Raw genomic sequence first — 13,010 nt, forward strand, 5'->3', positions numbered from 1 at the left:
AGGAGAATCCGATGAAGAAGATCATCTTGGCATCCGCATGCATCATGGCGCTGGCGACCGGTGGCGCCGTCGCGCAGACACAACCCGCTCCGGCCGCCTCCGGCCAGGGCGACGTCGGCCCCTCATCACGAGGCCCCGCCACCAAGGGCATGACGACCGGACGTTCGTCGAACATGCAGAACGAGGCCAGCGACAGCAAGGGTGCGCAGCATCCGTCGGCCGGCGGCACCAACACCAACAACATGGGCAGCCAGGCCGGCGGCAGCTCGGGCGGTGCTGCGGGCTCCGGCAGCGGTGCTGGCTCCGGCAAATAGTCGGAAGATCGGAGATTCCGGGAGGGGATCGTCGCCCCCTCGCACGGACCTACGGGGCCAATCAACGACCGGGACAATATCTCATCACCCGGCGGACGCCCAGCGACTCCGGCTCCTTCAACCACTCGATCTTCCAGGCCAGCCAAAGCTTGTCGTCGTCGACGACATAAGCAAACGTCGATGTCGAGAAGCCTCTGTCATTGCGAACCGTGACCTCTCCGCAGACCACCTCGATCGAGCGGCCCTGCGGGTCGGACGCAGGGCTGGTCCAGGATATGTGGATCTCCGCATTGGGCGGAATGAGGTGATCGGCAATTTTCGCCGTGAGATCGTCCGCAAGTGCCGGCGCGCCCACGAATGCGGCAAGGGCCGCAGCCAGACAGATTTTGCGGATCACGTTCCCTCTCCTTTGCTTTCGAAGGAAGCCTATCCATTTCGGTCGCGTGCACTGTGGTTGTGGTCACACCGCGCCAAACTGCGGATGTTCTGCAATTGATCTCACCTAGATTGACAGGGGTGTGACGGCCGGGGCAGTTTTTCACATTGCTGGCGAATCAGCGATTGCCTCACGCCGAGTACCTCTTGGACAACTCCTAGTGCTTTCGAAACTGATATCGTTGCTGCGCCGCATCCCTGTGGTGAAATGGGCATTCACCGGGCTTCGGCCCGTGCCGCATAGCGGCAGCATTGATGTCACTCCGGTCGCCGCAGACGTCTCGCCTGTCATCGCCGAGGACGTCGCGGCCGAGAACACCGCGGAAACGACTTCGGCTCAAATCACCGATATCGGCACGGCGTCAGCGCGCGACGATACCGAGAGCGCAGGCGCGGCTTCGTCCGCCGAGGATGATACCGCGATCGCTGCCAAGGCGGAGAGCCCGCCGGCAGCGCCCGCCGATGCCAGCGGCACCGACGATTCCTTGCAGGAGACGCCGTCGGAAATCGAGCCGATCATCGTGGAGGAGGCTTCGGTCTCGACCATCGAAATCGAAATCGCGACAGCCGATGTTCCCGAGCCCGTCGCCAGCAATGACCCGGCTGTTGAAATCGTGGCGAACGTCGAGGCCGTCGACGCGGAGCCGGTCGCGGTCGACATCGTCAGCGAGTCGGTCAACGCCGAACTCGTCATCTGCAGCGATGCACTTCCGGCCGACGCTGAGCTCGTTGTCGCGGAGGAGGCATCGCCGTCGTCTTCCATCGGCGTCGAGAGCGCTCCGGTCGATGCCCCCGCTCTTGTCGTCAACGACCACCGTTCCCCTGACGTCATCGTGGATGTTGAGGCGACCGTAAGCGAGCCGTGTGTCACGTCTGTCGGTAGCGAAGTCCTGGCAGAGCCAGCCCCTGAGACTCGCTTCGACAGCGATCCCTGCCCCAGCGCCGAGGTGGCAATCGAGCCGGCTGCGGCGGACGTTGCTGCACCCGTCACAGCGGCAGCCGCGCAATGTTCTGCCGACACAGCCAGCGTCGTCACCGACATCGAGCCGGCTCCGGCACTCGTGTCTCCTTCTCCCGAGAGCCGCAGCGCACCGAAAGTTCGCGCAAGAGCCGCAGAACCTGCCGATCGCACCGCGCTGATCCGGCAGCGCTGGGCCGAAACCGGCATCAGGATGTGGAATCCGCGGCTGCACGGCACCGGCGAAGCCACGCTGAACATCCAGGGAAGCGTCGGGCTGCTGCCGCCTGAGCCCGGCGAGACGATGCCGCGCTACGACAAGCTGGAATTCAAGATGCTCGGCGGACAGATCGTCTGTGAAGGCGTCATCGTCGAGGCGCCTGCGCAGGCGAGCCATCGCAGTTTCACGCGGCTCGCCGAGCCCTCGAAAATCGAGCGCGTCCGCGAACCGGCGCGGGAACGCCAGGCCGCCCTCGCCTAGTCCTTTCTTCCGCGATCACTGTCATGATGTGCTAGGCTGATATCCCCGACATGGGAGATCGCATATGCGCGCAAGCTCGTTGCTTCTGGTCGTGATCGCCGCCTTCTGCGTCTCGCAGACAGCCACCGCTGCGGGCAAACGGCCACGTCATGCGGTCGCTGCCGTTCCCGCCACCGATCCGGCCGCGTCCTACAAGGCCGACAGGCTCTCTTCCTCGCGCGGAGAGCGGATCCTCGACACGCCGGGCCAGACCACCGTGCTTACGCGACAGGTGCTCGACGACATGAACGCGACCAGCCTGAAAGGCGCCATGCGCTCGACCGCCGGCGTGACGATCGGGCGCTAGGCGTCCCGCGCGGCTTTCCGCCGACACGCCGCCATTCCCGCGCGGCACATGAATTCTCCTCATACGAACCAGTTGCCCGCAACGCATCGGATGCTGCCTTCACCTTCTCCTCGACGGGGAGAGGTGATCTCGCGTGCCGGCTCGCGCCCTCGGCGATGCACTGCGCGGATGCGCATGGTTAGCAGGACGTAACCGCAAACGGCACGACAGTGCCGAAACGCCCGTCGTTGCCGTCGCGTATCCTTAACAGCGCATCACCAATGCACGCGGCCGGAAAGTGACGCGGTAGCGTGCAACCTGGGCCAGCCTTTTCCGCGGAACCCACCTAACGCGACCTTTACCCGCACTATGCAAGATCGCCCGGTTTGAAGGGATCCAGGGCTCGTATTGCAATGCCTGTCACGAATTTGAAGTCTCATGTCGCCGCCTCAATGCGGCTGTTTCGCGTGCCGGCCGACAACCCGGATCTGACGCGCGCGCAGTTCGACGCCTTCTCCAAGCAGGTTCCGTTGCTCTACTTCCTGCTCATGAGCAACTCCATCGCGGTCGCCTACACCTATGTGAACGTGGCGCCGGACTGGCTCACGATGATCGTGCCGAGCGTCCTGACCGTGCTCGCGGGTTTGCGCACATTCTGGTGGCTGCGTCAGCGCCACCTCGTGCGCAGCGACGCCTACATCCTGCGCAATCTGCGCGCCACCAACTGGCTGACCCTGCCGATCGGAGCCGGCTTCACCGCTTGGTCCTTCGCGCTCTACCCCTACGGCGATCCCTTCGCCAAGAGCCAGGTCGCTTTCTACATGGCGGTCACCGTGATCGGCTGCATCTTCTCGCTGATGCATCTGCGCTCGGCGGCGCTGATCGTGACGCTGATCGTCGACGTGCCCTATGTGCTGTTCTTCTTCGCTACGGGCGAGCCGACGCTGAAGGCGATCGCCGTCAACAACCTGCTGGTCTCCGGCGCGATGGTGACGGTGCTGTTCATCTACTACCGCGACTTCGCCGATCTCGTTGCGAACCGCAAGTCGCTGCTTGCACAGCAGGCGGCGACGCAGGCGCTCTCGGACGAGAACTTCCGCCTTGCCAATCTCGATTCCCTCACCGAGCTGCCGAACCGCCGCCGCTTCTTCGCCGAGCTGTCGAGCGCCTTTGCCGACGCCGAGCGCAGGAACGTCCGGGTCGCGGTCGGGATCATCGACCTCGACGGCTTCAAGCCGATCAACGACAATTACGGCCACTCGGTCGGCGACCGCGTCCTGATCGAAGCGGGCCGGCGAATCCGCGAGGTTTGCGAGGGCTTTGGCCCGCAGCGCGTGGAGCTGGCCCGGCTCGGCGGCGACGAGTTCGGTCTCGTCGTCTGCGGCGATCCCGAGGACGCGGACCTGATGCGGCTCGGCGAGCGCATCGGCAATCAGGTCAGGCTGCCCTACCAGCTCGACACCGCGCATACCGGGCTGTCCTGCTCGATCGGTTTCGCATTGTTCCCGGACTCCGCGACGACGTCGGAAGCCCTCTATGAATGTGCCGACTACTCGCTCTACCACGCCAAGCGCCATCTTCGCGGCCGCACCGTGATCTTCTCGAGCGAGCTCGAGGCCGAGATCCGCAGCCGCGGCGTCATCGAGAATTTGCTTCGCAGCACCGATTTCAGCACCGAGATGGACCTGGTGTTCCAACCGATCGTCGACGCCATGAGCGAGCACACCGCCGGCTTCGAGGTCCTGGCGCGCTGGCACAGCTCCCGCCTCGGCCAGGTCTCGCCGGCCGACTTCATTCCAGCCGCCGAACGCATCGGCCTGATCCGGCCGCTGACGCAGGCCCTGCTGGCTCGCGCGCTCGCAACCGCCAGAACCTGGCCCGATCACATCCGCCTGTCGTTCAACCTCTCCGCCCACGACGTCTGTGCGGCCGAAGGCATCCTGCCGCTGATTTCCATCATTGAGAAGAGTGGGCTGCCGCCGCACCGGATCGATTTCGAGATCACCGAGACTGCGGTCACTTTCGACTTCGTGCGCGCGCAGCAATCGATCGCGACGCTGAAGGCGATGGGATGCGGCGTTTCGCTGGACGATTTCGGCACCGGCTATTCCTCACTGAGCCACGTGCACCGGCTGCCGCTCGACAAGATCAAGGTCGACCGCAGCTTCGTTTCCGACATCAACGACAATCCCGTGAGCTACAAGATCATCAAGTCGCTCACGGGCCTGTGCGACGACATGGAGATCGCCTGCGTCGTCGAGGGCGTTGAGACCCGCGCCCAGCTCGACACCCTGCGCCGCCTGGGGTGCGACTTCATCCAGGGCTATTATTTCGCAAGGCCCATGCCGGGCGATGCGATCGGCGACTATCTGGCGAAGGAACGACTTCGCCTCGACGGCGCCGGGGCCAAGGTCGTGGCCTGACGTCACACCGCGCAGTAGCGCTCCTGGATGTCCTTGTCCGCGAGCAGCGCCGCAGCGCTGCTCTGATGCACCACCTCACCCTGATCGATGATCACGGCGCGATCGGCCAGCCGCAGCGCCCATTCGACGTTCTGCTCCACCAGCAGCAGCGTCTTGCCCTCGTCGCGCAGCCGGCGGAACAGAGTGCCCATCTCCTCGACGAGCACCGGCATGATGCCTTCGGAGGGCTCATCCAGCAGGATCATCCTGGGCCTGCCGATCAGCGCCCGCGCGATCGCCAGCATCTGCTGCTCGCCGCCGGACAGCGTCACGCCCTCCTGGTCGAGGCGCTCCTTCAGGCGCGGAAAGGTCTCGGCGATCTCATCGATCGCCGTGCGCTCCTCAATGTCGCTGCCGGCGGCGACCAGGCCGAGCCGGAGGTTCTCGCGCACGGAGAGACCGGGGACGATGCGTCGCTCCTCGGGCACGTAGGCGAGACCAAGGTGGAAGCGCTGATGGGCGCGCAATGGCAGGAGCTCCCTGCCCGCGAAGTGCACGCGGCCCGTCGCCTTCGGCATCAGGCCCATCATCGCCCGCAAGGTCGTGGTCTTGCCGGCACCATTGCGGCCGACGAGCGCAACCACCTCGCCCTCCTTCACGTGCAGCGAGATGCCGTGCAGGACGTGGCTCGCGCCATACCAGGCGTGGAGATCTGTGATTTCGAGCAATGCGGTCTCAGCCATAGCCTTCACTCTGTCCGAGATAGACCCGGCGGACTTCCGGATTGCTCCTGATCTCGTCCGGCGCGCCGTCCGCGAGCAGGCGGCCGTGATGCAGCACCACGACGCGCTTGGACAGGCCCAGCACCATCTTCATCTTGTGCTCCACCAGGAGCACGGTGCGCTTGTCCGCGAGCCGCTCCAGCAGCGCGACCATGTCCTTGGTCTCTTCCGGCCCCATGCCGGCGGTCGGCTCGTCGAGCAGCAGCAGCTCCGGCTCGGAGACCAGCGCGATCGCGATCTCCAGCGCGCGCTGTTGGCCATGCGCCAGGAACTTTGCCAGTTCGCCACGCCTGCCGAGCAAGCCGACCGCGTCGAGCGCGGCATCGGCGCGCGCATTCAACTCGGACAGCCGGGTGCGGTTGCGCCAGATGTCGTAGCTCACGGTCAGCGCCTGGGCCGCGACGCGGACGTTCTCATGCACGGACAGGTCGGGGAAGATGTTCGTGATCTGGTACGAGCGCGAAATGCCCCGATGGACGAAGCGGTGCTGCGGCAGGCCGTTCAGCTCCTGCCCCCTGAAATGCAGCGTGCCCGACGTCGGCGTCAGCGCACCAGACAGGATGTTGAAGAACGTGCTCTTGCCGGCGCCATTCGGCCCGATGATCGAGGTGAGCTGGCCGGCCGCGAACGACACCGTGATGCCTTCGAGCGCGACGAAGCCGCCAAAGCGCTTGCCGATACCTTCGGCGCGAAGCAGTTCGTTGCTCACGGCCGCGCCTTTCCGATGCCGAGAGCGTCCAGCAGCGTTCCCCAGATGCCCTTGGGCAGGAATAGCACGAACAGGACGAAGATCGCGCCGACGAAGATCTGCCAATGCGGCGTCCAGAGCGAGATGACATCCTCCAGGATCAGGAAGCTCGCCGCGCCGACGAAGGGCCCGAAGAAGCTGCGGGCGCCGCCGAGCAGCACCATCATCACGATCATGCCCGAGGTCTGGTAGTGCAGGATGTCGAGCGGCACGATCGACAGATGCAGCGCCAGCATGCAGCCGCCGAGCGACGAGATCGCGCCCGACAGCATGAACACGACCAGCTTGCTGCGTTCGACATCATAGCCGCAGGCCCGCGCGCGCTGTTCGTTCTCGCGGATCGCCTCGATGACGGCTCCGAACGGCGAGTTCAGGATGCGCGACTGGAACCACATCGCCAGCGCCGCGAAGGCCATCAGCACGTAGTATTTGTTGACGGGGTCGAGGAAATTGACCTGGAGGCCGAACAGGCTGATGCGGTCGACGGTGAAGCCGCGCAGGCCGTTCTCGCCGCCGGTGAAGGAGGCCGCCTGGAGCGCGACGTAGTAGACCAGTTGCGCCAAAGCGAGCGTCACCATGGAGAAGTAGATGCCGCGGGTGCGCGTCGAGATGATGCCGATCACGGCCGCGAGGCAGGTGCTGAGCAGCACGGCAACGGCAACCGCGGCAAACCACGGTACGCCGTAGCGGCCGATCGCAATGCCGGTGAAGTAGGCGCCCGCACCGAAGAACGCCGCTTGACCGAACGACAATAGCCCGGTGTAGCCGAACAGCAGATTGTAGCCCATCACCACGACGCCGTAGATCAGGACGTTGACGGCCAGCGCCTTGGACGGCAGCAGCCAGGGCAATATGGCCAGCACGACGATCGAGAGCAGCACGCGATGGTCGAGAATCCGGTCGAGCCCGCTCGGCGCAGGTTTGGCGAAAACCTCGCCGCCAGAAGGTTGCGTCACGCCGTCCTCCCTCTCACGCCGAACAGGCCTTGCGGGCGGATCAGAAGCACCACCGCCATCAGCGCAAACATGACGATGGTCGCCATTTCAGGCGCGAACAGCGCCACCATGCTGATGGAAATGCCGACCATGAGGCCGGCGACGACCGCGCCGACGATCGAGCCGAGACCGCCGATCACGGTGACGACGAAGGCCTCGGCCAGAACCAGTGAGCCCATCTCCGGATTGACGCTCCGCATCGGACCGGCGAGCGCGCCCCCCAGCGCGGCGAGCCCGACCCCGAGCCCGAAGATCGCAAGCCAGACCCGGCCGATGTCGACACCAAGCACCTGCATGATGGTGGGATCGCGCGCACCGGCGCGCACGATCAGGCCGACGCGGGTCTTCTCCAGTGCCAGCCAGAGCGCCAGCAGCACCACCGCCACCAGCGCGATGACGAACAGGCGGTAACGGGGGAAGAAGCCGATGCCGAGATCGAGCACGCCGATCAACTGCGGCGGGGTTGGAAACGGAATGCCATCGCTGCCGAACACGATACGCACGCCCTCGACCAGGACATAGCTGAGGCCGAAGGTGAGCAGCAGCGGATCGTCGATCGAGCGTCCATAGAGCCTGCGGATCAGGACGAACTCGATCAGCATGCCGAAGGCGCCGATCAGGATGGGCGCGAGCAGCAGCCCCCACCAGAAGCTCCCGGTGAGCGATGCCAGATACAGTCCCGCATAAGCCCCGATCATGAACAGCGCGCCATGGGCGAAATTCACCACCCCGAGCATGCCGAACACGATCGTCAGTCCGAGCGCAGTGATCACCAGGACCGCCCCAAGGGCGATCCCGGAGAGAAGCTGCATGATGATCAGCGACAGGTCCATCGGTCAGGCTTCAGGTGGCGTGGCCGAGCTCGCTGCAGCTGCGCAGCATGTCGTCTGAGCCGGCCTCGTTGGCGACAACGGCGAACAGGTCGTTCTCGCCCGCCATGGCCGACTTCTTCTTGGACTCCAGCACCAGCACCGACTGCACCGACTGGTGGTCGCATTTGCGGTAGTGCTGCGGGCCCTTGGTCAGATCATATTGCAGCTTCTCCAGTGCATCGACCACCTTATCAGTGTCGGTGCCGCCGGCCGTCTGCATGGCCGCCAGCAACGATCCGACACCGGAATAGCCATAGGCGCCGTAATCGGTCGGAATCGCGCCGCCATTGGCGGCCTTGAATGCCGCATTGAAGGCGGCTGCCGACTTGCTCTGCGACTCCAAGCCCCAATAATAGTTGGCGCCGCCGACCACACCCTCGAACACGTCGGGTCCGACCGCGAGCCGCTGGTTGTGCAGGATGACGGGGACGACGATCTTCATCTGCTGCTTGACGCCGAAATCCACCGCCTGCTTGATCGCGTTGGCCTGGTCGCGGCCGAAATTGGAGATGCAGAGCACGTCCGGCCGCATCGACATCAGGCGCGGCATGAAGGTGGAATAGTCGGCCGCACCGAACGGATGCAGGATCTCGCCGACATTGTCCGCACCGATCGCGGCCTGCGCACGCTTGAAGCCGCGCAGCATCTCATGCCCATAGGCATAGTCGGCAGCGAGATGGGCGACCTTCATGCCCTTCTTCAGGGTCTGCCGCGCCACCGCTGCGGTCGTCATGTGCGGATTGAGCGCTTCATGGAAAGTATATTTGCTGAAATCCTTGGCTTCGTTGATCGTGTCGGACTGGCTGATCGAGACGTAGATCACGCCGCGGGCGCGGGTGACCTCGTTGACCGCGAGCTGCACCGCGCTGGAGAGCGCGCCGACCACGGCATGGACCTTGTCCTTCTCGATCAGCTCGAGCGTGCGGGTCGCGGCTTCACCGGCGTTGAGCTTGTCGTCGCGCACGAGGAGCTCGACCTTGCGGCCGCCGATCCCGCCCTTGTCGTTGACGAGCTTCACCGCGAGCTCGGCGCATTTGACCTGATCGCGCGCTTCCGCCGCGAACGGGCCGGTCAGTGGAGTCGGGAAACCGATGCGGATCGTCTCGTCGGCCGCGCGGCCGATCCGGGGCATGGCAAGCAGCGCCGCGCTGGCCGAAAGGCCGGCGAGCGCGGTGCGGCGGGATATTCTCGGGGTCGAACCGGATTTGGGCATGATTTCCTCCAATGGTCTTTTTTCTAGAATTGCTTCAGGGCTTTCAGGACTTTGGCGGGCGTGATCGGAATCGAATTGATCGTCGCATCGAACGGCGCGAGCGCGTCGTTGACGGCGTTGAGCACGCAGGCGGACGCCGCCGCCGTGCCGGCCTCGCCCCCGCCCTTGGCGCCAAGCTCGGTGTCGGCGGTCGGCGTCTCGACATGGGCGATGACGATGTCGGGCATCTCCATCGGCATCGGCACGAGGTAGTCGGCGAGCGAGCCGTTCACGAGCTGGCCGGTCTCGCTGTAACGGCATTCCTCGAACAGCGCCGCGCCAAGCCCCTGCACGATACCGCCGCGGAGCTGCTCGTCGACCAGCATCGGATTGATGACGCGGCCGCAATCCTCGACGATGAAATGCTTCAGGAGCTTGATGAGACCGGTCTCGACATCGACCTCCAGCAAGCAGCCCTGAATGCCGTTGGTGAAGGCAAAGGGATAGCCCTGCGGCGCGAAATGATGGCTCACGGTGAGCTGCGCCTGCGTACCCGGCGGCAGCGTGTCGGAGCGGAAATAGGCGATGCGCGCGATCTCGGAGATCGGCAAGCGGGCCTTGCGCGTCGCGGCGTCGACCACCTCGCCATCGACGATGTCGAGCGCCGACGGCTGCTGCTGCAGGATGAGTGCGGCGATCTCAAGGATGTTGCGCTTGAGCGCGCGTGTGGCCTGCAGCGCGGTCTCCCCCCCAATGCCGGCGCCGCGGCAGGCCCAGGTGGCGCCGCCATGCGGCGTCACCTCGGTATCGCCGGTGATGACCTTGACGTGCTCCTGCGCGAGGCCAAGCTGATCAGCCACGATCTGGCTGATGATCGCCTCGGTGCCCTGGCCTTGCTCGGTGACCGAGATCAGGCAGCGCACCTCGCCCGACGGCGTCAGGCTTAGGATCGCGCCATCTTGTGAAGAGATGCGCGCACCACCGACACCATAGAACGCGGGGCTGGGATTGGTGATCTCGACAAAGGCCGCGATGCCGATGCCGCGATAGACGCCGCGCTCGCGCAAGTCGGCCTGCTCGGCACGCAAGCTGTCGTAGTCCATGATTTCGTGCAGACGCTTCAGGCAGGCCTGATGCGACAGCGCCTCGAAGCGGTAGCCGGTCGGCGAGGTCTGCGGATAGGCGTCGTCGGGGATGACGTTCAGCGCGCGGATGGCGAAGGAATCGAGGCCAACCTTGCTTGCTGCCATGTCGACCAGCCGCTCGGTGACGGCACAGGCGATGGGATGACCGACGGCGCGATACTGGCTGGTCTGCACCTTGTTCTGGAAGATTACCTCCAGCGTGGCGCGGTAATTCCTAAAGCGATAGGGCGCGCCGATCAGGCGGATCACCTGGTTGCCCTCGACCACGCTGGTGCGCGGATAGGTCGAGAACGCGCCGATCGCGGTCAAATCGAGGACATCCATCGCCAGGATCTCGCCCCTGGCGTCGAGCGCCATGCGGGCGCGAACGCGATGGTCGCGAGCGTGGATGTCGGAGACGAAGGACTCCAAGCGATCGGCGACGTACTTCACGGGACGGCCGAGCAGGATCGAGAGGCCGACCACCGCCATGTCCTCGTGATAGACATGCAGCTTCATCCCGAAGGAGCCGCCGATATCTGTCGCGATCACGCGGACGCGGGCCTCCGGGATGTTGTAGTGGCGTGAATAGAGGTCCTGAAACTGATACGGGGTTTGCGTACCGTGGTGCACGGTGAGCATGCCGGCGGAAGGATCGTAATCGGCGACGATGGCGCGCGGCTCCAGCGTCACCGCGGTATGGCGGCCGAAGGTGAACTCTTCTTCCACCACGTGGGCGGCGTGCGCAAAAGCGTCGTCGACGGTGCCGCTGTCGAGCTGGCTGCGGAAGCAGGTATTGTTGGCGGTGCCGGGGTTGACCAGCGGACCACCGGCCTCGCGCGCGCTGTCGATATCGACGACGACGGGAAGATCCTCGTAGTCGACTTCGATCAACTCCAGCGCATCTTCGGCGATCGCGCGGCTCTCGGCGACGACGGCGACCACGGCCTGCCCGGCCCAGACCACGCGATCCAGCGGCAGCGGCCATTGCGGCGCCGAGGTCATGCCCTTGAAATGATCGAGCGTGCCGGTCCAGGGCGTGCAGATCTTGGCGAGATCGGCGCCCGTGGCGACGAGATGCACGCCTTCGAGCGCACGGGCCTCTTCGGTATTAATCGCAACGATCTTCGCATGCGCATGCGGACTGCGCAGGAACGCGGCATACAGCATGCGCGGCAGCTTGAGATCGCTCACATAGCGTCCCCGCCCCGCCAGTAGCCGCTTGGCGTTGGGCCGCGGCAGCGAACGGCCGATATAGGAATTCGGGCGGTCCAGCGAGGTCAGCGGCGCACTCATGGCGCACCTCCGCTTTCGCTGCGCGCTTTCGCCACCGCAGCGATGGCGTCGACGATCGCCTCATAGCCGGTGCAGCGGCAGTAATTGCCCGACAACGCGTCGCGGATCTCGTCACGGCCGGGCTGCGCCACCCGCGAGAGCAACTCGTGGGCGTTGACCAGCATGCCCGGCGTGCAGAAGCCGCATTGCAGCGCGTTGCGTCGATGGAATTCGGCCTGGAGATCGGCGATCACGCCGCTCTCGGTGAGGCCTTCGATGGTGTTGATCGTTGCACCATCGGCCTGCACCGCAAAGACAAGGCAGGAATGCACGGCGCGGCCGTCGATCTGCACCAGACAGGCGCCGCAGGCGCCCATCTCGCAGCCGGCATGCGTGCCGGTCAGCTCAAGCTTGTCGCGCAGGCAATCGACCAGCGTGTCGCGCGGTGCGACCTCGCAGGCAACCTTGCGGCCGTTGACGACGAAGCGGACCCGCACCGTCTCGTCGGCCTCACCCAGCAGAGTTTCGTCGAAGCCGCTCACGCGCCCTCTCCGAGACGTCCGAGCAGGCGGCCAAGCAACACGCGGGCGAGATGCAGGCGCATCGCCGGGGGCACCTCGTCACTGTCGGGCGGCGCGAGATCGCCTTCAAGCGCTCCTTGCGCGGCGGCGATGCGTTCCGCGTCGAGACGCGCGCCGATCAAGGTGGCTTCAACCCCCTTCACCCGCGTTGGCGTATTGCCGACGGAGAAGAACGAGATGCGGATGTCGTCGATGCGCGCGCCGGCACAGGTCGCAAGCATGCCGCAGCCGGCCAGCGCATAATCCCCGCGCCGCCGCGCCAGCTCGTCGAAGGCAAAGCGCTGATCTGCCCTGAACAGCGGAACGTGGATTGCGGTGATCAGCTCGCCGGGCTGCAACGCCGTCTCGAACAGGTCGATGAAGAAATCGTCGGCCTTCACGCGACGATGACCCGCGGGGCCGGCGATCTCGATCTCGGCACCCAGCGCCAAGGTCATGGCCGGAAATTCGGAAGCCGGATCGGCCAGCGCGACGCTGCCGCCGAACGTGCCGCGGTTGCGGATGGCCGGATGCGCGACGACCGGCG

The 13,010-nt window shown here is 65.3% G+C and carries 13 protein-coding genes; 4 read left to right on the plus strand and 9 right to left on the minus strand.

The annotated features are described in order from the left end of the window. Positions 1-11: 11 nt before the first annotated feature. Entirely contained in the window at positions 12-314 is a 303-nt protein-coding gene (locus MOV74_RS03955; protein WP_246918102.1) for a hypothetical protein, read from the plus strand. 61 nt (positions 315-375) lie between these two features. Here the strand turns inward: MOV74_RS03955 and MOV74_RS03960 are convergent, their stop codons facing one another. Then, positions 376-711, minus strand: a complete 336-nt coding sequence (locus MOV74_RS03960) for a hypothetical protein (RefSeq protein ID WP_246918104.1) — start codon at positions 709-711, stop codon at positions 376-378. A 199-nt stretch (positions 712-910) separates the two neighbouring features. Here MOV74_RS03960 and MOV74_RS03965 point away from each other — a divergent pair, with 199 nt between their 5' ends. The 3 genes from MOV74_RS03965 (at position 911) to MOV74_RS03975 (ending at position 4,936) form a co-directional block, all read left to right on the plus strand. After that, positions 911-2,188 (plus strand): hypothetical protein, encoded by a 1,278-nt coding sequence (locus MOV74_RS03965; protein WP_246918105.1) that lies wholly within the window; start codon positions 911-913, stop codon positions 2,186-2,188. A gap of 64 nt (positions 2,189-2,252) precedes the next feature. Further along, the gene (locus tag MOV74_RS03970) at positions 2,253-2,534 is read left to right on the plus strand and encodes a Plug domain-containing protein (protein WP_246918107.1); all 282 of its coding nucleotides are present in this window, start codon (positions 2,253-2,255) and stop codon (positions 2,532-2,534) included. Between the two features lie 392 nt (positions 2,535-2,926). Beyond that, entirely contained in the window at positions 2,927-4,936 is a 2,010-nt protein-coding gene (locus MOV74_RS03975) for a bifunctional diguanylate cyclase/phosphodiesterase (RefSeq protein WP_246918111.1), read from the plus strand. A gap of 2 nt (positions 4,937-4,938) precedes the next feature. On the opposite strand, the gene MOV74_RS03980 is transcribed toward MOV74_RS03975, so the two are convergent. The 8 genes from MOV74_RS03980 to MOV74_RS04015 all read right to left on the minus strand — a co-directional run. Continuing rightward, on the minus strand, positions 4,939-5,658 hold the full coding sequence (locus tag MOV74_RS03980; protein WP_246918113.1) for an ABC transporter ATP-binding protein: 720 nt from the start codon (positions 5,656-5,658) through the stop codon (positions 4,939-4,941). Next, on the minus strand, positions 5,651-6,406 hold the full coding sequence (locus MOV74_RS03985) for an ABC transporter ATP-binding protein (RefSeq protein WP_246918115.1): 756 nt from the start codon (positions 6,404-6,406) through the stop codon (positions 5,651-5,653). Before MOV74_RS03985 ends, MOV74_RS03980 begins: the two co-directional genes overlap by 8 nt. Then, positions 6,403-7,401, minus strand: a complete 999-nt coding sequence (locus MOV74_RS03990; protein WP_246918117.1) for a branched-chain amino acid ABC transporter permease — start codon at positions 7,399-7,401, stop codon at positions 6,403-6,405. The genes MOV74_RS03985 and MOV74_RS03990 overlap by 4 nt, the downstream gene beginning before the upstream one ends. Further along, positions 7,398-8,273 carry a branched-chain amino acid ABC transporter permease gene (locus MOV74_RS03995; protein WP_246918119.1) on the minus strand — a complete coding sequence of 292 codons (876 nt, stop codon included), beginning with the start codon at positions 8,271-8,273 and terminating at the stop codon, positions 7,398-7,400. The genes MOV74_RS03990 and MOV74_RS03995 overlap by 4 nt, the downstream gene beginning before the upstream one ends. A gap of 10 nt (positions 8,274-8,283) precedes the next feature. Continuing rightward, entirely contained in the window at positions 8,284-9,525 is a 1,242-nt protein-coding gene (locus tag MOV74_RS04000) for an ABC transporter substrate-binding protein (RefSeq protein WP_246918121.1), read from the minus strand. Positions 9,526-9,548: 23 nt separating this feature from the next. Continuing rightward, on the minus strand, positions 9,549-11,924 hold the full coding sequence (locus MOV74_RS04005; RefSeq protein WP_246918123.1) for a xanthine dehydrogenase family protein molybdopterin-binding subunit: 2,376 nt from the start codon (positions 11,922-11,924) through the stop codon (positions 9,549-9,551). Further along, the gene (locus MOV74_RS04010) at positions 11,921-12,445 is read right to left on the minus strand and encodes a 2Fe-2S iron-sulfur cluster-binding protein (protein ID WP_309486778.1); all 525 of its coding nucleotides are present in this window, start codon (positions 12,443-12,445) and stop codon (positions 11,921-11,923) included. Before MOV74_RS04010 ends, MOV74_RS04005 begins: the two co-directional genes overlap by 4 nt. After that, positions 12,442-13,010: xanthine dehydrogenase family protein subunit M (locus tag MOV74_RS04015; RefSeq protein WP_246918125.1), on the minus strand; the 569-nt coding region annotated here is incomplete at its 5' end. The genes MOV74_RS04010 and MOV74_RS04015, both read right to left, overlap by 4 nt.

The sequence above is a fragment of the Bradyrhizobium sp. SHOUNA76 genome, assembly GCF_023006445.1.
GTDB lineage: Bacteria > Pseudomonadota > Alphaproteobacteria > Rhizobiales > Xanthobacteraceae > Bradyrhizobium.

Excerpts from the sequence above, each read along its gene's own strand:
- MOV74_RS03975 (WP_246918111.1), top strand. The coding sequence starts at position 2,927 with ATGCCTGTCACGAATTTGAAGTCTCATGTCGCCGCCTCAATGCGGCTG.
- MOV74_RS03970 (WP_246918107.1), top strand. The coding sequence starts at position 2,253 with ATGCGCGCAAGCTCGTTGCTTCTGGTCGTGATCGCCGCCTTCTGCGTC.
- MOV74_RS03995 (WP_246918119.1), bottom strand. The coding sequence starts at position 8,273 with ATGGACCTGTCGCTGATCATCATGCAGCTTCTCTCCGGGATCGCCCTT.
- MOV74_RS03980 (WP_246918113.1), bottom strand. The coding sequence starts at position 5,658 with ATGGCTGAGACCGCATTGCTCGAAATCACAGATCTCCACGCCTGGTAT.
- MOV74_RS04005 (WP_246918123.1), bottom strand. The coding sequence starts at position 11,924 with ATGAGTGCGCCGCTGACCTCGCTGGACCGCCCGAATTCCTATATCGGC.
- MOV74_RS04000 (WP_246918121.1), bottom strand. The coding sequence starts at position 9,525 with ATGCCCAAATCCGGTTCGACCCCGAGAATATCCCGCCGCACCGCGCTC.
- MOV74_RS03955 (WP_246918102.1), top strand. The coding sequence starts at position 12 with ATGAAGAAGATCATCTTGGCATCCGCATGCATCATGGCGCTGGCGACC.